The sequence below is a fragment of the Halomonas ramblicola genome (assembly GCF_030409215.1).
GTDB lineage: Bacteria > Pseudomonadota > Gammaproteobacteria > Pseudomonadales > Halomonadaceae > Halomonas > Halomonas ramblicola.
This window is the reverse complement of record NZ_JAUFPL010000018.1, coordinates 232,838-251,416: the sequence shown is the minus strand read 5'-3', so window position 1 is coordinate 251,416 and position 18,579 is coordinate 232,838. Positions and strand designations below refer to the sequence as shown.

Genomic DNA, 18,579 nt, shown 5'->3' with positions numbered 1-18,579 from the left:
GGTTCAGGCCTTGCATTGCAGGGGATCGACCAGCCGCGTGACGCGCCGGACGATGTCGTTGACCACCGACCGCGGGCCGCGCCGGTCGGTGCGCACCGTGAGATCCGCGGTGGCGCGATAGAGCGGATCGCGCACGCCGAACATCTCGCGCAGTACCGCCTCGCGGTCGGGACGCTGCAGCAGCGGGCGGTTGCGATCCTTGGCGGTGCGCCGGAGTTGCTGCTCGACGGTGGTGAAGAGGTAGATGACGGTGCCGCGCTCGCGCAGCATGCGGCGATTCTCCTCGCGCAGCACGGCACCGCCGCCGGTGGCGATGACCACGCCCTCGCGGCCGGTCAGCTCGTCGATCATCTGGGTCTCGCGATCGCGGAAGCCCGCCTCGCCCTCGACGTCGAAGATCCACGGAATGTCGGCGCCGCAGCGCGCCTGGATCTCGTGGTCGCTGTCGAGGAAGTCGCGAGAAAGCTCGGCCGCCAGGAGGCGGCCGATGGTGCTCTTGCCGGCCCCCATGGGGCCGATCAGGATCAGGTTGGGTAGTGCCTGCATCAGCGAAGGGCCACGCCGTCGTCCAGTATCCGGGGAGTGATGAATACCAGCAACTCTACCTTCTCATTGCTCTCTTGGGTATACCGGAAGAGGTTGCCGAGCACCGGAATGTCGCCCAGGAAGGGGGTCTTGGTCAGGTTGCGCAGCTCCTCGGTCTGCAGGATGCCGCCCAGCACCACGGTCTCGCCGTTGTCCACCAGCACCTGGGTCTGGATCTCGCTCTTGTTGATCGGCGGCTCTTCACCGGCGATCTCCGACTCACCGAAGGTGTCGTTGGTGATGCCCACGTCCATGATGATGCGATTGTCCGGGGTGATCTGCGGCGTCACCTCCAGGGAGAGCACCGCCTCCTTGAACTCCAGGGCCGCCGCCCCGCTGGCGGCCGCCTCGCGGAAGGCGCGCTCCTGGCCCTGCTTGATCAGCGCCGGCTGCTGATTGGCGGTAATGACCCGCGGCTGGGAGAGCGTATAGCTCTTGCCATCGCTCTCCAGGGCACGCAGCTCGAGGTCGAGCAAGACGTCACCGGAGAGGTAGCCGAAGGCAAAGGTAGTGGCGTCGGTGCCATTCGGCCCGAGATCCACGGCCAGGCCTCCATTGCCGAAGAAGGGGGTACCATCGGATGCCCCGGAGGCATTGAGGTCATTGGGGGGTGTCCCCTCGTTGTTGGACAGCCCCCAGTTGACTCCCAGTTCGCGGGAGGCGCTGTCGCTGGCGATGACGATACGCGCCTCGATCTGCACCTGGCGAACCGCCACATCCAGCCGCTCGAGGGTCTCCATGATGTTGGCGATCTGCTCCGCGGTGTCCTGGATCAGCAGGGTGTTGGTGCGCGAATCGATCGCCACGCGCCCCCGCTCCGTCAGCAACCCGAAACCGTCCTCGCCTTCACCCCTCAACAGCGCGGCCAGATCCTGGGCCTTGGAGTACTTGATCTGGATGTACTCGGTCTCCAGCGGCGCCAGGGTCTCCAGCTGCTCGCGGGTCTCCAGCTCCAGCTGCTCGCGCTGGGCCAGTTCATTGGCCGGGGCCACCACGATGACATTGCCCTCCTGGCGGCTGGCCAGGCCATGGCTCTTGAGCACCAGGTCCAGGGCCTGGTCCCAGGGCACGTCCTCGAGGTTGAGGGTGACGCGCCCCTGGACGCTGTCGCTGGCCACCAGGTTGAGGCCGGTGAAGTCGGCGATGATCGCCAGCACCGAGCGCACCTCGATGTCCTGGAAGTTGAGGGTGATGCGCTCGCCGGTGTAGGGGAACTGCTCGCGCACCCGCCGCTCCTGCTCCTGCCGGGTGACCGGCTGCGCCTCGATGGTCAGCCGGCGACCGCTCTGGGTGGAGACCATGGCGTAATCGCCGCTGCCTTCGATGTCCAGGACTATGCCGTTGCGGCCGACGCGGGGCGTCACCCGGCGCAGGGGAGTGCCGAAGTCGCTGACGTCGTAGACCTGGTCGAGCGAGGCCGGCAGGTCGACACCCATCAGCTCGGCAGTGATGCGGTTGCGACCGCTCTCGCGCACCCGGGCGTCCACCCCGGCGCGGTCGAAGGTCACGATCAACCGACCGGCCCCCTCATCGCCACGGCGGAAGTCGATGTTCTCGACGCTGGGCCCGCCGCTCGCCGGGCGGCTGGAAGCCGGCTCGGACTCGCCGGGTGCCGCGCTGGCGACCGGTGCCGGCTCCGAAGTGTCGGCCACCCCGGTATCGGTGGCACCGCCACCGATGGCCAGGCGCAGGCGGTTGCCCTGCTCGCGAGTGTTGTAGGGCAGCGGCCCCTCGAGATCGAACACCAGCCGGGTGCGCGCCCCTGCCTCGAGGGCGGTGACCTGCCGGACGCCGCCGATCCCCAGGTCGTAGCGGCGCTGGTCGAGGCGGTTGTCGGTATCGACCAGGTCGATGGTCAAGCGTGCCGGATCGTCCAGCCGGTAGCCCCTCACCTCGGGCACCGGGCCGGAGAAGTTCAGGTCCACCTCGAGCTCGCCCCCGCTGCCCTGGCGGAAGTCGAGGTCCTCGAGGGTCGTGGCCGCCAGGGCGAAGCCGGAGACGGTCAGCATCAGCAGTGTCGCGGTGCCACGCTTCATGATGGTTGATAGCATTGTTCCCTTCCCCCCGCTTGACGCCGCCCCGTTCGAGCCGGCGATTGGCTGTTCTAGTCGTCGAGCTCCAGGCGCGTCGTGCGCTCGATCCAGCCGCCGCGCCCGGTGGACACGACCTCGACCAGCTGCACCGTTGATGAGGTGATGCTGACGATGCGTCCGAAATCGCTACCCATGTAGTTGCCGACCCGCAGCCGGTGCACCTGGCCGTCGGGCGCCCGCACCAGCGCCGAGGGCTGGCCGTTCTGGGTCAGGGTCCCGACCAGCGCCAGCTCGCCCAGGTCGAAGGCCTCCAGTGGCTCCCGCTGGCGCGACAGGTCGGGCGCCAGCTCCTCGGAACCCCGGGGCGACTGCTCGGCCTCGGGCAGGCGCGCGATGAAGGGGCTGCGCCGGTCGGCCTCCTCGTAGGACACGGGCGCGTAGTCCGGTATCTCCGGCAGCGTGATGTCGGGTATCGACCCGGGGTCGCTGCGGATGCCGGCCAGCTCGCGGTCGAGAGCCCCCAGTTGGGGGTCGGCGCAGCCGGCGGCGAGCACGAGCAGCCCGACGGCGATGACGAATCCCAGGCGGCGATCGTTCATTGTGCGCCCTCCTCGTCCTGCCGGTAGCTGTAGGTCCTGGCCAGCATGGAGAGCCGCAGCCGCTGGCCGCTGTCCCCTTCGGGGGTCAGCGTCATGTCGTGGAGGGTGACGATGCGCGACAGGCCGGCCACCCCGGCCAGGAAGGAGGCGATGCGGTGGTAGTCCCCCTGCACCTGGATGTCGAAGGGCTGCTCGATGTAGTGCTCGCGGTTCTCGGCGCCACGCAGCCGGATGTAGTCGATGGCCAGCTGGTTGTCGATGGCCGTCTCGCTGATGTTGTCGATCAGGGCGGGTACCTCGGCGCCGGTGGGCAGCATCTCGCGCAGCTCGGCCATCCGCGCCTCGAGAACCCCCGTCTGTTCGCGCATCGCCTCCAGGTTGGCGGCCTGGGCCGCCTTGCTGCGGTAGTCGCGCAGCAGGCTCGCCTCCTCGGCGCGCACCTGGTCGAGTTCCTCCCTGGCGGGCGAGGCCAGGTACCAGTGCATGCCGGCGAAGGTCAGCCCCAGCAGCAGCAGGCAGCAGATCAGCTGCAGCGACCAGGGCCAGCCGCCGGCCTCCTTGATGTCCAGCTCCCGCCAGTCCAGGTCGCGCAGGCGGCGCATCTCGGCCTTGAGACTCATGATTCCCCTCCTTCCGCCTCGCTGCCCGAAACGCTCTCCAGGGCGGCGTCCCCCGGCATCCGCTGGCTCATGCTGAGGCTGAAGCGCCGCCCTTCGCCGTCATCTTCGGCCTCGACCTCGGAGAGCACCGGCTCGGTGAAGGTGGGCGCGGCGGCCAGGGCACGCAGCTGGTCGGAGACCTGGCGGTTGTTCTCGGCCAGCCCGGCCAGGCGCAGGCTGTCGCCCTGGCGATTGAGCTGGGTGTAGTGCACCCCCTCCACCAGGCTGGTGACCAGATCATTCATCACGTACACCGTCTGGGTGCGCCCCAGTTGCAGCTCGGTGAAGACGCGTACCTGCTCGAGCATCTGCTCGCGGATCGCCTCGAGTTCGCTGATCTCGCGGATCGCCGAGTCGAGCTGGCGGCTCTGGGCCTCGATATGGGCGTTGCGCCGCTGCTGGGCCTCGGCCTCCTGTTCGTAGTACCAGGTCATGCCGTAGCCGCCGCCGAGACCGAGCAACGCCATCAACGCCAGGGAAAGATAGAAGCGCTTGCTGCGCCGTGCACGCAGTTCCTCACGCCAGGGCAGCAGGTTGATCTCGATCGTCATGAGCGGGACCTCATTGCCAGGCCGCAGGCCGTCAGCATGGCCGGCGCGTCACCGGACAGCGTCTGCACGTCGATGCGGTTGTTGACCTTCATGCGCGCCAGGGGGTTGGCGATGGAGACCTCCATGCCACTCTCCTGGGCCAGGCGTTCGGCGAGGCCGGGGAGAACGCTGGAGCCACCGGCCAGCACCATGCGCCGCACCTCCTGCTTGCGGCCCGCGGTGTAGTAGAGCTGCAGCGAGCGCCCCACCTGCTGCACCAGGGTATCGAGGAAGGGATCGAGCACGCTGCGCTGGTAGTCCTCGGGCAAGCCGCCACGCTTCTTGGCCAGCCCCGCCTCGTCGAGGCTCAGGCCATAGCGGTTGCGGATCTCCTCGGTGAGCTGGCGCCCCCCGAAGACGGTGTCGCGGCTGTAGACGATGCGCCCCTCGCGCAGCACGTGGAAGGTGTTCATGGTTGCCCCGACATCCACCAGGGCCACACAATCCTCCTCGGCATCGAGCTGGGGCAGCTGGTAACGCACCTCGGCGAAGGCGCGCTCCATGGAGAAGGTCTCGACGTCCACCGCCGCCGGCTTCAGGCCCGCCTGGAGCAGGGCGTCGGTGAGCTGGCTGACGTCCTGCTGCCGACAGGCCACCAGCAGCACGTCCTGCTGGTCGCCGTAGCGGGCGTTGAGCCCCAGCCGCTGGAAGTCGAAGGCGACCTCGCTGAACGGAAAGGGAATGTGCTTGTCTGAGTCGAGTTGGATCCGCGCCTCTATCTCATCATCGCTGAGCGAGGCGGGTAACGTGAGGGTCTTGGTGATCGCCGCGCTGGCCGGCACTGCCACCACGGCTCGCCGCGAGTGGGGCCTGGCCTGCTGGACGGCCCGCGAGAGGGCATCGACCACCTCGCCCATGTCGTGGATGCGCCGCTCGACCACCGCGCCCTCGCGCAGCGGCCTGACGGCATAGCTTTCGACCTGGTAGCTGGCGCCAGCACGCCGGAGTTCCACGAGCTTGACCGTCGCCGATGTGATATCGACACCGATCAGTCCCTTGCTGGATGCCATGAGTCGCATCTCGGTCCTGCCCCTGCTGATCCATGCGGCTTGCCGCCTTGTTATATGTCTCGTCCGACCGTGGTTGACGAAGGACGAGCCCGAGGGGTCAAGCCCCTCACCCTGTAAGCATGAGGTTACATGATCTTGCCGAAACTCACACGGTAAACCTCACCCTTGCACCGTCAACGCTGGTGACCCCATGCCGGGGTTCCTATAATGGCGGCGCAACCGGACGTCACCCCATCGCCTCCATCACCGCACCCGTTCACAGCATGGATACCCCCTCTTCATGAAGTTCCTCAGAACCCTGATCGTCTCCAGCGTGTGGCTGCTGCTGTCTCTCACCGCGGCCGTGGGGCTCGGCGTGGCGGGCGCCGCCCTCTACTTCGCCCCGGGGCTCCCCGACGTGCGCCAGTTGCAGGATTTCGAGCTGCACTCCCCGCTGCGCATCTATACCCGCGATGGCAAGCAAATCGGCGAGTTCGGCGACGAGCGGCGCATGCCGGTGGAGTTCGACGAGATCCCCGAGGACTTCATCCAGGCCCTGCTGGCCGCCGAGGATGCCGCCTACTTCGATCACCGCGGGGTCGATCCCAAGGGGCTGGCCCGCGCCGCCGTCGAGCTGGTCGCCAGCGGCGGCGAGATCCAGTCCGGCGGCTCCACCATCACCATGCAGGTGGCCCGCAACTACCTGCTCACCCTGGATCGCACCTTCACCCGCAAGATCCGCGAGATCCTGCTGGCCCTGCAGATGGAGCAGGTGCTCTCCAAGGAGGAGATCCTCGAGCTCTACGTCAACAAGATCTTCCTGGGCAACCGCGCCTACGGCATCGCCGCCGCCGCCGAGGTCTACTACAATCGCCCCCTCGAGGAGCTGACCCTGGCCGAGACGGCGATGATCGCCGGCCTGCCCAAGGCACCGTCCACCTTCAACCCCCTGGCCAATCCCGAACGCTCTCTGATCCGCCGCAACTGGATCCTGTTCCGCATGCGCGAGCTGGGCCAGATCGACCAGGCCGCCTACGACGAGGCCGTCCAGGCCCCGATCACCGCCCGCCGCTACGTGGCCCAGACCGAGGTGGATGCCGACTACGTGGCCGAGATGGCCCGCCAGTACGCCGTGGACCGCTTCGGCGAAGAGGAGGCCTACACCGGCGGCTACCGCATCCATACCACCCTGGACAGCGAGCTCCAGCCCTTCGCGCGGCGTGCCCTGGCCGATGGCCTGATCGCCTACGACACCCGCCACGGCTGGCGCGGCCCCGAACAGCAGGACATTCCGGCGAGCCTGGTGGAAGCCCAGGAACGCACCGAGCGGCGCGGCCTGGAGGAGGAGCTCGATGAGTCCCCCGAGGTCCTCGAGACCGCCCGCCGCGCCGCCGAACGCAGCGAGAGCCGGGTCGAGGGCATCGACGGCGACGTCAGCAACTGGCTGCAGGTACTCGACCGCACCCCCGGCTTCGGCCCCCTGCAACCCGCCATCGTGGTGGAGAGCGAGGGCCGCGAGATGCGCGTGCTGACCCGTGGCGGCGAGCTGCGCACCATCGCCTGGGACGGCCTCTCCTGGGCTCGCGAGTACCGCAGTCCCGGGGCCCGGGGGCCCGAACCCGGCTCGGCGGCGGAGATCGCCGGCGCCGGCGACCTGGTGCGCGTGCTGGAGCGCGAGGACGGCAGCCTGCGCCTGGCCCAGCGCCCGGGCGCCGAGGGGTCTCTGGTGGTGATGCACCCCGATACCGGCGCCATCCTCGCCCTGCAGGGCGGCTTCGACTTCGACGCCAGCAAGTTCAATCGTGCCGTCCAGGCCCAGCGCCAGTCGGGCTCGATCTTCAAGCCCTTCATCTACCTCGCCGCCCTCGACAGTGGCCTGATGAACGCCGCCAGCGTGGTCAACGACGCCCCGGTGGTGGTCAACGATGGCAGCAACGAGCTGTGGCGCCCGGTCAATTCCAGCGGCGACTTCCTGGGCCCCATGCGCCTGCGCAACGCCCTGGCCCGCTCACGCAACCTGGTGACCATCCGCGTGCTGCAGCAGGTCGGCCTGGACGCCACCCTCGAGTTCCTGGAGGGCTTCGGCTTCGCCCGCTCGCGACTCCCCCACGGCCTCTCGCTGGCGCTGGGCAGCGCCGACCTGACCCCGCTGGAGATGACCAACGCCTACGCCGTACTGGCCAATGGCGGCTTCCAGGTCTCGCCGTGGTTCATCGAGCGCGTCACCCGCGGCGAGGAGACCCTGGTCGAGGAAGCCCTGCCCGCCGTGGCCTGCCGCGAGTGCGACGCCAATCAGAGCGAGGTCGAGATCGACGGGCGGCAACATCCGGTGGCCCCCCGCGTCGCCGACCCCATCGCCGTCTACATCCTGCGCGACATGCTGCGCGACGTGATCGAGAACGGCACCGGGCGCGCCGCCCTGGAGCTGGGTCGCGAGGACGTGGTGGGCAAGACCGGCACCACCAACAACCAGCGCGACACCTGGTTCGCCGGCTTCAACAGCGACCTGGTGACCACCGTCTGGGTGGGCAAGGACGACAACGAGTCCACCGCCGAATACGGCGCCAGCGCCGCCCTGCCGGTCTGGATCGACTTCATGCGCGGCGCCCTGGAGGATCGCCCGGTCGCCATGCCCGAGCCACCCGATGGCCTGGTGACCGCCCGGGTCGACCCGGACACCGGCCGTCGCCTGCCGGATGGCCAGGGCGGCGGCATCAGCGAGATCTTCCACCCCGACCACCTGCCCAGCGTCCAGCCGCAGCGTGTCGAGCGGGAGGTGGAGCAGCGCAGCGGCTCCCAGGGGACCGGCGCCTACGAGGCGATCTTCTAACCGTCACGACAGCGGGCGGTGCCCACCGCCCGCCCCCTCGAGGTCACCCCGAGTTTCGCCATGCCATGGCGACCGTCATCGGTCACCGCAGGAGACCCATGCGTCACCCGTTCCACCGCAGCCGACTGGGCCGGCTGGTCGTGGCCGCCTCCCTGCTCGCCGGCGGCCCACTCCAGGCGAGTCCCTTCTACGCCCCGCCGCCTCCCGACGAGGATACCGCCACCCTCAGCGGCGAGGCCGAACTGGGCTACACCCGACTCTCCGGCAACACCGACAGCCGCACCCTGATCGCCAAGGGGCAACTGACCTGGCTGACCGGCGACTGGACCCATACCCTGCGCAGCGAGGTGCGCAGCGTCGCCCGTGACGGCGACACCAGCGCCGAGCAGTACCTGATCTCCGGCCGCGAGCGCTACGAGCTCGAGGGACCGCACTACCTGTTCGGCTTCGCCCGCTGGGAGAAGGACCGATTCTCGGGCTACGCCTGGCAGGCGACCGGCATTGGCGGCTACGGCCGCGATCTTCTGGAAGGGGAGCGACATCGCCTCTCCCTGGAGGGTGGTCCCGGCTATCGCCACGACCGCATCGACAACGGACCGGACGCCTCCCTGGGCGTGGCCTATGCCGCCCTGGACTGGGAGCTTGAAGCCAGCGAAACCACCACCCTGGGCCAGGAGCTCTCGCTGGAGGCGACCGACGACAACACCACCTCGCGCTCGCACTCCTCGCTCACCGCCAAGCTCAACTCACGGTTGTCGCTGCGCCTCTCCCACGAGATGCGCCACAACTCGCGACCGCCCGAGCGCGCCGAGTCGCGCACCGACCACACCACCAGCGCCTCGCTGCTCTACAGCTGGTAGGGCACCCAGCAACGACGACGCCGGCACGAGGGCCGGCGTCGTTATCGAGCGAGACGGGACGGGCATCAGCCGCCGTAGACGTCGTCCACGCTCTTCAGCGGATAGTGGGAGGGATAGGGACGGCGCGCCACGCCCGAATCCACCGCCGCCTGGGCCACCGCCGAGGTCACGCGCTCCAGCAGGCGCACGTCCACCGGCGTGGGGATGATGTAGTCGCGGCCGAAGCTCATCTCCTCCATCTCGTAGGCGTCGAGCACCACCTGGGGCACCGGCTCGCGGGCCAGCTCCTTGAGGGCGTGGACCGCGGCCACCTTCATCTCCTCGTTGATGCGCGTGGCGCGCACGTCCAGGGCGCCGCGGAAAATGAACGGGAAGCCCAGCACGTTGTTGACCTGGTTGGGGTAGTCCGAACGTCCGGTGGCCATGATCACGTCGGGGCGGGTCTCCCGGGCCAGGTCGGGGTGGATCTCCGGGTCCGGGTTGGTGCAGGCGAAGACCACCGGACTGTCGGCCATCTTGCGCAGATGGTCCGGGCTCATCAGCCCCGGGCCGGAGAGTCCCACGAAGACGTCGACACCGTCGATGGCGTCGTCCAGGGTGCGCTTGTCGGTGTCGACGGCGAACATCGCCTTGTAGGGGTTGAGGTCCTCGCGACCAGTATGGATCACGCCCTTGCGGTCGAGCATCACGAGGTTCTCGGAGCGCGCCCCGCAGGCCACCAGCAGCTTCATGCAGGCGATGGCCGCGGCGCCGGCGCCCAGGCAGACGATCTTCGCTTCCGCCAGGCTCTTGCCGGCGATCTCCAGGGCGTTGAGCATGCCCGCCGCGGTGACGATGGCGGTGCCATGCTGGTCGTCGTGGAACACCGGGATGCTGCACTGCTCGATCAGCGCCTGTTCGATCTCGAAGCACTCCGGTGCCTTGATGTCCTCGAGGTTGATGCCACCCCAGGTGTCGGCGATGCGCGCCACCGTATCGATGAACGCCTGGGGGCTCTCGGCATTGACCTCGATATCCACCGAGTTGATGCCGGCGAACCGCTTGAACAGCACGCCCTTACCCTCCATGACCGGCTTGCTGGCCAGGGCCCCGAGGTTACCCAGGCCCAGGATGGCACTGCCGTCGGAGATCACCGCCACCAGGTTGCCCTTGCCGGTGTAGCGGTAGGCGTTCTCCGGGTCGCGGGCGATCTCGCGAACGGGCTCCGCCACCCCGGGGCTGTAGGCCAGCGACAGGTCCCTGGCCGTGGCCGTCGGCTTGGTCAGCTCGATCGAGAGCTTGCCGGGAATGGGTTTCGCGTGATAGTCCAGCGCCGCCTGTCTTGCGTCTGTCATGCTTGAAGTCCGCTCAGGATGGAAATCGTCAACCCACAATATAGAAAAAGATTCCACATCTCAACAAGGGCCATTTTCCGCCTGTTGCACGCTCGTTTGACGCCGTTGCCGACATTTCCCCGACGCTCCCCCGATGAATCGAGAAAGCGGGGCCCAACGCAAGAACCCGCCCAGAGGGGCGGGTTCTCGAGACGGACGGCCGGTGCCGAGACGCGTTCAGCGCTTGAGCGCGGCGCCGAAACGCTTGTTGAAGCGCTCGACGCGACCGCCGGTGGTCGCCTGCTTCTGCTTGCCGGTATAGAAGGGGTGGCACTGGGAGCAGACGTCCAGGTACAGATCATGGCCGGCGGTGGAGCCGACCTCGAAGGTGGCACCGCAGGAGCAGGTCGCGGTGACCGCCTTGTATTCGGGATGGATACCTTGTTTCATCTTGGGCCTCGTTGCGCTGTATGCCGCCACCTGATCCGCTGCCAGGCACCGCATACGGGTTGTCTATCGGTTGCCGGAGAACCGTGAGTGCGAACCGGTTGACCTGCCCTGGCCGGATTTCGGCAGGCAGGGAGCGCAGCATTCTAGCAGAGCCGATCCCGGAGGCCAATTGCCCACGTCATCTCCCGCCCCGCGCGTGCTGGGCGTCGCCATTCCCTCGCCGCTACGCCGGCTCTTCGACTATCGGCCGGCCGGCACGCCGCCCCCGGGCGGCTGGGCCCCGGGGGTCCGGGTCCGGGTGCCGTTCGGGCGCCGCGAGGTGGTGGGAGTGATCGCCGAGTGCCGCGCCACCAGCGAGCTGCCACCGGAGCGCCTGAAGCCCATCTCGGCCTGCCTGGACGACGCGCCGCTGCCTGCCGACTGGCTGTGGCTGTGCCGCTTCACCGCCCGCTACTACCAGCATCCCCTGGGCGACACCCTGCACCAGGCGCTGCCGGTGCTGCTGCGCCAGGGTCGCCCCCTGGCGGCGCGCACCCGCGAGCGCTGGGGGGCCACCGCCGCGGGTCGCGCCCCTGAGCCCGCCGCCCTGGGGCGCGCGCCGCGCCAGGCGGCGCTGCTGGCCATGCTGTGCCAGCATCCCCACGGCCTGGCCACCCAGGCCATCCTGGCCCAATCCTTCGGCCGCGACCAATTGCGCGCCCTGGCCGACAAGGGGCTGGTCGAGCGCCACGAGGAGCCGCTCACCGCCCCGCCCCTGCCCGACGCCGACCACCTCCTCGCCGAGCCGGCCCTGCCCCTCAACCGCGAGCAGGCCAGCGCCCTTGCCGCCCTCCACGAACGCCTCGACGCCTACCACCCCTGCCTGCTGGAGGGCGTCACCGGCAGCGGCAAGACCGAGGTCTACCTGCAACTGATCGAGGCGGTGGTGGGACGCGGCCGGCAGGCCCTGGTGCTGGTGCCGGAGATCGGCCTCACGCCCCAGACCCTGGCCCGCTTCCGACGGCGCTTCCGGGTACCGGTGGTGGCGCTGCATTCCGGGCTCACCGACCACGAGCGCCTGGACGCCTGGGAGGCCGCCGCCAGCGGCCGTGCGTCCATCGTCATCGGCACCCGCTCGGCGATCTTCACGCCCCTGGCCCGCCCCGGGGCGATCATTGTCGACGAGGAGCACGACACTTCCTACAAGCAGCAGGACGGCCTGCGCTACCACGCCCGCGACCTGGCCGTGGCCCGCGCCCACCGTCACGCCATCCCGGTACTCCTGGGCAGCGCCACCCCGTCGCTGGAGAGCCTGGCCAAGGCCGACGGGGGCGAATGGCGCCACCTGCCGCTGACCCGTCGCGCCACCCGCCACGCCCCCGCCCGGCTGGAGCTGCTCGACCTGCGAGGGCGCCCCCGCCGCGGCGGCCTGGCGCCGCCGGCCCTGGAGGCCATCCGCGAGGCCCTGTCGGCCGGTCACCAGGTGCTGGTGTTCATCAACCGTCGCGGCTTCGCCCCCACCCTGGCCTGCCACGCCTGCGGCTGGCTGGCCGAGTGCGAGGCCTGCGATGCACGTCTGACCCTGCATCGTCAGCCGCCGCTGCTGGCCTGCCACCACTGCGACCGGCGTCGTGCCCTGCCCGATGCCTGCCCCGAGTGCAGCAGCATCGACCTGCGTCCGCTGGGCAGCGGCACCGAGCGCACCGAGGAGACCCTCGCCGAGCAGTTCCCCGACACCCCGGTGCATCGCATCGACCGCGACAGCACCCGGCGTCGCGATGCCTTCGAGGAGGTGCTCGCCGAGGTGCGCCGCGGCGCGCCCTGCCTGCTGGTGGGCACCCAGATGCTGGCCAAGGGCCACCATCTGCCCCACGTCACCCTGGTGGTGGTGATCAACGCCGACGCCGGCCTCTACGCCAGCGACTTCCGCGCCCTGGAGCAGGGCGCCCAGTTGCTGGTGCAGGTGGCCGGCCGCGCCGGGCGCGCCAGTCACCCGGGGCGGGTACTGGTGCAGACCCTGCATCCGGACGACCCCCACCTGCGGCTGCTCGCCGAGCGCGGCTATCCCGCCCTGGCGGCCCGGCTGCTGGAGGAGCGACGCGCCGCCGCCCTGCCGCCCTTCCGCTTCCTGGCCCTGCTGCGCCTGGAGAGCCCCCGGGAGGAGAGCGCGGTCGAACTCGGGCGGCGCGCCGCCGCCGCACTGCGCGACTGGCTCGCCGACCGCGCCCCGGACGTCGACTGCCTGGGCCCGGTGCCCGCCCCCATGGAGCGTCGCCAGGGCCGCTACCACCTGCAGTTGATGCTGGGTGCCGAGCGCCGCAGCCGACTCCACGAGGCCTGCGCCTGGCTCACCGCCTGGCTCGAGGCCACCCCCGAGGCGCGCCGGGTGCGCTGGTCGCTGGATATCGATCCCCAGACGCTGAGCTGAGCCCCACACCTTTAAAGCCGCACCACAATTGCCGATAATGGACGGCCGTGCCCGCTCAAGGCTCCGTATCCATCATGCCCGCGCCCCGCCGCGAGTGCCTCGTCACCGCCGGTTCATCGGCCACTCGCAGGCCGGCGCCACAGGACAACCGACGCTCCATGAAAGAGACCATCGTTGCGCTGCTCGAGGACGCCCTCGACGACCTCAAGCGACAGGGCGTGCTGCCCGCCGAGCTCGCCCCGACCATCAAGGTCGACCCGACCCGCGACAAGGCCCACGGCGACTACGCCACCAACCTGGCGCTGATGCTGGCCAAGCCCGCCGGCCGCAAGCCACGCGAGCTGGCCGAGGCCCTGGTCGCCGCCCTGCCGGCCAGCGACGCCGTCAGCCGGGTGGAAATCGCCGGCCCCGGCTTCGTCAACTTCTTCGCCGCCACCGACGCCGCCGCCCAGGTGGTCAACCAGGTGCTGGATACCGGCGACGCCTACGGCCGTAGCCTCACCGGCCAGGGTCGCAAGGTGCAGGTGGAATTCGTCTCCGCCAACCCCACCGGGCCGCTGCACGTCGGCCACGGCCGCGGCGCGGCCATCGGCGACTGCCTGTGCCGCCTGCTCGAGGCCACGGGCTTCGACGTCACCCGCGAGTTCTACTACAACGATGCCGGCGCCCAGATCAGCAACCTGGCGCTGTCGGTGCAGGCCCGTGCCAGGGGCCTCGCCCCCGAGGACGACGGCTGGCCCGCGGACGGCTACCGCGGCGGCTACATCATCGACGTGGCCAACGCCTACCTGGACGGCGAGACGGTGCATGCCGACGACCGCCACGTCACCGCCAAGGGCGACCCGGAGGACCTCGAGGCCATCCGCGAGTTCGCCGTGGCCTACCTGCGCCGCGAGCAGGACCTCGACCTCAAGGCCTTCGGCGTGCACTTCGACGTCTACTTCCTCGAGTCCTCCCTCTACCGCGACGGCAAGGTGGAGGCCGCCGCCGAGCGGCTGGTCGACAAGGGCCACACCTACGAGCGGGACGGCGCCCTGTGGCTGCGCACCACCGACTTCGGCGACGACAAGGACCGGGTGATGCGCAAGTCCGACGGCCACTACACCTACTTCCTGCCCGACGTGGCCTATCACCTGGACAAGTGGCAGCGCGGCTTCGAGACGGTGATCAACGAGCAGGGCGCCGACCACCACTCCACCGTGACCCGGGTGCGCGCCGGCCTGCAGGCCCTGGAGGCAGGCATCCCCCAGGGCTGGCCCGACTACGTGCTGCACCAGATGGTGATGGTCACCCGCTCCGGCGTCGAGGTGAAGCTCTCCAAGCGCGCCGGCAGCTACGTCACGGTGCGCGACCTGATCGACGAGGTGGGGCGCGACGCCACCCGCTTCTTCCTGGCCGCCCGCCGCGCCGACTCCCAGCTCACCTTCGACATCGACCTGGCCCGCTCCCAGTCCAACGACAACCCGGTCTACTACGTGCAGTACGCCCACGCCCGGCTGTGCAGCGTTGGCCGCCGCGCCGAGGCCAATGGCCAGCCCTTCGACCACTCCCTGGCCATGGCCAACCTGGGCCGGCTCGAGGCCGACGAGGAGAAGGCGCTGATGAACCGCCTGGCTCGCTATCCCGAGGTGGTGGAGCATGCCGCCGGCGCCCGGGAGCCCCAGCAGATCGCCCAGTACCTGCTCGACCTGGCCGCCGAGTACCACACCTGCTACAACGCCGTGAAGGTGATGGTCGAGGACGACGCCCTGCGCAACGCCCGCCTGGCGCTGGGCCTGGCCACCCGCCAGGTGTTGCGCAACGGTCTCGAGCTGATGGGAGTGAGCGCCCCCGAGGAGATGTGAACCATGGCCACCCGCAAGCAGCCACCCAAGAAGCGCGGTGCCACCACCAGCCGCCGCGCGTCCAGCCGCCAGCCGCGCCGGGAGTGGCGCCTGCCCGGCTGGCTGTGGGGCCTGGCCGGCCTGATCGCCGGCTTCCTGCTCTCCCAGCACCAGCATGGCGTCGCCCCCTGGCAGGTGGAGGACTCGCCCCTGGCCACGGTACTGCCACGCTCGTCCACCCCGGAACCCGAGCCGTCGGCATCGCCCGAGCCCAGCGAGCCGCCGATGCCCACCTTCGAGTTCTACACCCTGCTGCCGGAGTCCGAGGTGATCGCCCCGGGCGGCGAGATGCCGGCCTCCACTGCCCGGCCCCCGGAGCCGCAGGAGACCGACGCCGCAAGCGACGCGGGGGTGACGGGGGGCGAGGATCCCATCGCCCAGGTGATCGCCGCCAACCTGGCCGCCGACCGCCAGACGACCGACGCCGCCCCGGCCGAATCGTCGGCCGAGGCCGTCGCGGACGGTGGCCGCTTCGTGCTCCAGGCCGCTTCCTTCCGCGAGGCCGTCGACGCCCGGCAGCTAAGCGGCCGGCTGCGCGACTTCGGCCTGCTGGCCCAGATCACCGAGGTCCAGGCCAACGGCGGCGAGACCTGGCACCGGGTGCAGGTCGGCCCCTACGACGACCGCCGCGAGCTCAGCCGTGCCCAGGATCTGATGGTCACCCAGGGCATCGAGCCCCTGCTGATCCAGCTGCAGAACTGACCTGCCGGGCCTGGCGATAACGCTCGAGGCTGTTCCAGCGCCTCTCGGCAACGGCACTCGCCCCGCCCCGGGCCGAGGTTGAATTCCCGGCCCTCCGCCCGCACTTCCCTTGAAAGCTCACGTCACGGCGCCCGGGCGACCCCCGCGGCGCCGAAAGTCATCGGGAGCCATCGCTCCCCCAAGGAGTCCCCTCCATGACCACGATCGTTTCCGTGCGCCGCGGTGACCAGGTGGCGCTGGCCGGCGACGGCCAGGTATCCCTGGGCAATACCGTGATGAAGGGCAACGCCAGCAAGGTGCGCCGCCTCTACCGCGGCGAGGTGCTGGCCGGCTTCGCCGGCGGCACCGCCGACGCCTTCACCCTCTTCGAGCGCTTCGAGGCGCAACTGGAGAAGTATCAGGGCAACCTGGTCAAGGCCGCCGTGGAGCTCGCCAAGGACTGGCGCACCGACCGCGCCCTGCGCCGCCTGGAGGCGCTGCTCGCCGTGGCCAACAAGGACGCCTCGCTGATCATCACCGGCAACGGCGACGTGGTGGAGCCGGAGCGCGGCATCATCGCCATCGGCTCGGGCGGCAACTACGCCCTGGCCGCGGCCCGCGCGCTGCTCGAGAATACCGAGCTGCCGGCCCGCGAGATCACCGAGAAGTCCCTGGAGATCGCCGCCGACATCTGCGTGTTCACCAACCACAACGTCACCCTCGAGGAACTGCCTGCCAAGGCGGGCTAAGGCCGATACCATGACCCAGATGACACCCCGCGAGATCGTCCACGCCCTGGACCAGTACATCATCGGCCAGCAGGACGCCAAGCGTGCCGTGGCCGTCGCCCTGCGCAACCGCTGGCGGCGCATGCAGCTCGACGACGACCTGCGCCAGGAGGTCACCCCCAAGAACATCCTGATGATCGGCCCCACCGGGGTGGGCAAGACCGAGATCGCCCGCCGCCTGGCCAAGCTGGCCCGCGCGCCCTTCATCAAGGTGGAGGCCACCAAGTTCACCGAGGTGGGCTATGTGGGTCGCGACGTGGAGTCGATCGTGCGCGACCTCACCGAGGCCGCCATCAAGCTGGTGCGCGAGCAGGCCAAGGAGGAGGTGCGCCACCGCGCCGAGGACGCCGCCGAGGACCGCATCCTCGACGCCCTGCTGCCGCCGCCCCGCGGCCAGGAGGACGAGCCGCGCCAGGACAGCTCGACCCGTCAGATCTTCCGCAAGAAGCTGCGCGAGGGCCAGCTCGACGACAAGGAGATCGACATCGAGGTCACCCAGCAGGGCCCCAACATCGACATCATGACCCCGCCGGGCATGGAGGAGATGACCAACCAGCTGCAGAGCCTGTTCTCCGGCATGGGCAAGCAGAAGACCGAGACCCGCCGGGTGGCGGTGCGCGACGCCTTCGCCCTGCTGCGCGACGAGGAGGCCGCCAAGCTGGTCAACGAGGAGGAGATCAAGGGCCGGGCCATCGAGGCGGTGGAGCAGAACGGCATCGTCTTCCTCGACGAGATCGACAAGGTGGCCAAGGGCAGCGGCCAGTCCAGCGGCGGCGAGGTCTCCCGCGAGGGCGTGCAGCGCGACCTGCTGCCACTGATCGAGGGCTCCACGGTGTCCACCAAGTACGGCATGGTGAAGACCGACCACATCCTGTTCATCGCCTCCGGCGCCTTCCACCTGTCGCGACCCTCGGACCTGATCCCCGAGCTGCAGGGTCGCCTGCCGATCCGCGTCGAGCTCAACGCCCTGACCCCCGAGGACTTCAAGCGCATCCTCACCGAGCCCTCCGCGGCACTGACCAAGCAGTACCAGGCGCTGTTGGCCACCGAGGGCCTGGATATCGAGTTCAGCGACGACGGCATCGAGCGCATCGCCGAGATCGCCTGGAAGGTCAACGAGGGCACCGAGAACATCGGCGCACGTCGCCTGCACACCGTGATGGAGCGCCTGCTGGAGGAGGCCTCTTTCAAGGGCAGCGACATCGGCAGCCCGCTGACCATCGACGCCGCCTACGTCGATTCCCAGCTCGGCGAGCTGGCCATGGACGAGGATCTGTCGCGGTATATCCTGTAACCACTGCGGAAGGCTGCCGAGGAGGCGTGAAGCCTCCACGACGGCCACGCGGCGCCGGGGACAGGCCGAAGAGGGGGTCCTACGCCAGGGATGGCGTCGGTAGCGCCCAGGGAGGGGTTCACAGCGCCCCCTCGCAGGCCTGTTGCCGGATCAGCCGCGTTTCCTGAAACGCCTGATGCGGAAGCCAGCCATGTCAGCCCCCATTCCCAGCAATATCCACTACCACAAGCAGGCCCGCGAGCTGGAGTTGACCTACCCGGACGGTGACAGCCACCGGCTCTCCATCGAGTACCTGCGCGTCTTCTCGCCCTCCGCCGAGGTGCGCGGCCACGGCGGTGACGATGCCGTGCTGCAGGTGGGCAAGAAGTTCGTCGGCCTCAAGAACATCACCCAGACCGGCCGCTATGCCCTCAAGCTGCACTTCGACGACGGCCACGACAGCGGCCTCTACAGTTGGGACTACCTGTGGTGGCTGATCCAGCACCGCGAGGCCAACTGGGCCGACTACCTGCGGCGCCTGGAGGAGGCCGGCGCCAGCCGAGAGCCACTGGGCATCGAGATCAAGCAGCTGTAACCCCCGTCAAGACAATCGGGGCGGTGGAAGGCTACAATGTCGCG

Annotated in this window: 16 protein-coding genes; 8 read left to right on the top strand and 8 right to left on the bottom strand. The window is 69.6% G+C overall.

Features of this window, described 5'->3' with window-relative positions; all coding sequences use genetic code 11:
• Window positions 1-3: 3 nt before the first annotated feature.
• From aroK to pilM, 6 genes are read right to left on the bottom strand one after another with little or no spacing between them, the layout of a single operon-like run.
• Window positions 4-546 (bottom strand): shikimate kinase AroK, encoded by a 543-nt coding sequence (aroK, locus tag QWY80_RS07775; RefSeq protein ID WP_290230188.1) that lies wholly within the window; start codon window positions 544-546, stop codon window positions 4-6.
• Window positions 546-2,636 carry a type IV pilus secretin PilQ gene (locus QWY80_RS07770; protein ID WP_290230187.1) on the bottom strand — a complete coding sequence of 697 codons (2,091 nt, stop codon included), beginning with the start codon at window positions 2,634-2,636 and terminating at the stop codon, window positions 546-548. The genes aroK and QWY80_RS07770 overlap by 1 nt, the downstream gene beginning before the upstream one ends.
• Window positions 2,637-2,689: 53 nt before the next feature.
• A complete protein-coding gene (locus QWY80_RS07765; RefSeq protein WP_290230186.1) occupies window positions 2,690-3,217 on the bottom strand; it encodes a pilus assembly protein PilP in 528 nt (175 codons plus the stop codon).
• Complete coding sequence (locus tag QWY80_RS07760; protein ID WP_290230184.1) at window positions 3,214-3,837, bottom strand: type IV pilus inner membrane component PilO; 624 nt, start codon at window positions 3,835-3,837, stop codon at window positions 3,214-3,216. Before QWY80_RS07760 ends, QWY80_RS07765 begins: the two co-directional genes overlap by 4 nt.
• The gene (locus QWY80_RS07755) at window positions 3,834-4,427 is read right to left on the bottom strand and encodes a PilN domain-containing protein (protein WP_290230183.1); all 594 of its coding nucleotides are present in this window, start codon (window positions 4,425-4,427) and stop codon (window positions 3,834-3,836) included. The genes QWY80_RS07760 and QWY80_RS07755 overlap by 4 nt, the downstream gene beginning before the upstream one ends.
• Complete coding sequence (gene pilM / locus QWY80_RS07750) at window positions 4,424-5,485, bottom strand: type IV pilus assembly protein PilM (protein ID WP_290230182.1); 1,062 nt, start codon at window positions 5,483-5,485, stop codon at window positions 4,424-4,426. Before pilM ends, QWY80_RS07755 begins: the two co-directional genes overlap by 4 nt.
• Window positions 5,486-5,756: 271 nt before the next feature.
• On the opposite strand from pilM, the gene QWY80_RS07745 reads away from it, so the two are divergent.
• Together QWY80_RS07745 and QWY80_RS07740 are read left to right on the top strand one after the other, a co-directional pair.
• The gene (locus QWY80_RS07745; RefSeq protein ID WP_290230181.1) at window positions 5,757-8,285 is read left to right on the top strand and encodes a penicillin-binding protein 1A; all 2,529 of its coding nucleotides are present in this window, start codon (window positions 5,757-5,759) and stop codon (window positions 8,283-8,285) included.
• 98 nt (window positions 8,286-8,383) lie between these two features.
• Window positions 8,384-9,145, top strand: coding sequence for a DUF481 domain-containing protein (locus tag QWY80_RS07740; RefSeq protein WP_290230180.1), 762 nt, complete (start codon window positions 8,384-8,386; stop codon window positions 9,143-9,145).
• Window positions 9,146-9,210: 65 nt separating this feature from the next.
• Here QWY80_RS07740 and QWY80_RS07735 read toward each other — a convergent pair whose 3' ends face one another.
• Both QWY80_RS07735 and rpmE read right to left on the bottom strand, forming a co-directional pair.
• Window positions 9,211-10,479, bottom strand: coding sequence for a malic enzyme-like NAD(P)-binding protein (locus QWY80_RS07735; RefSeq protein ID WP_290230179.1), 1,269 nt, complete (start codon window positions 10,477-10,479; stop codon window positions 9,211-9,213).
• Between the two features lie 216 nt (window positions 10,480-10,695).
• The gene (gene rpmE / locus QWY80_RS07730; RefSeq protein ID WP_290230178.1) at window positions 10,696-10,908 is read right to left on the bottom strand and encodes a 50S ribosomal protein L31; all 213 of its coding nucleotides are present in this window, start codon (window positions 10,906-10,908) and stop codon (window positions 10,696-10,698) included.
• A 169-nt stretch (window positions 10,909-11,077) separates the two neighbouring features.
• Here rpmE and QWY80_RS07725 point away from each other — a divergent pair, with 169 nt between their 5' ends.
• From QWY80_RS07725 to QWY80_RS07700, 6 genes are all read left to right on the top strand, one after another.
• A complete protein-coding gene (locus tag QWY80_RS07725) occupies window positions 11,078-13,315 on the top strand; it encodes a primosomal protein N' (protein WP_290230177.1) in 2,238 nt (745 codons plus the stop codon).
• 158 nt (window positions 13,316-13,473) lie between these two features.
• Complete coding sequence (gene argS / locus QWY80_RS07720; RefSeq protein WP_290230176.1) at window positions 13,474-15,159, top strand: arginine--tRNA ligase; 1,686 nt, start codon at window positions 13,474-13,476, stop codon at window positions 15,157-15,159.
• A gap of 3 nt (window positions 15,160-15,162) precedes the next feature.
• Entirely contained in the window at window positions 15,163-15,900 is a 738-nt protein-coding gene (locus tag QWY80_RS07715; RefSeq protein WP_290230175.1) for an SPOR domain-containing protein, read from the top strand.
• Between the two features lie 194 nt (window positions 15,901-16,094).
• Window positions 16,095-16,628 carry an ATP-dependent protease subunit HslV gene (gene hslV, locus QWY80_RS07710; RefSeq protein ID WP_290230174.1) on the top strand — a complete coding sequence of 178 codons (534 nt, stop codon included), beginning with the start codon at window positions 16,095-16,097 and terminating at the stop codon, window positions 16,626-16,628.
• Between the two features lie 10 nt (window positions 16,629-16,638).
• Window positions 16,639-17,961: an ATP-dependent protease ATPase subunit HslU gene (gene hslU / locus QWY80_RS07705; protein ID WP_290230173.1), complete on the top strand. Its 1,323-nt coding sequence runs from the start codon at window positions 16,639-16,641 to the stop codon at window positions 17,959-17,961.
• Window positions 17,962-18,151: 190 nt separating this feature from the next.
• Complete coding sequence (locus tag QWY80_RS07700) at window positions 18,152-18,535, top strand: gamma-butyrobetaine hydroxylase family protein (RefSeq protein WP_290230172.1); 384 nt, start codon at window positions 18,152-18,154, stop codon at window positions 18,533-18,535.
• Window positions 18,536-18,579 lie beyond the last annotated feature (44 nt).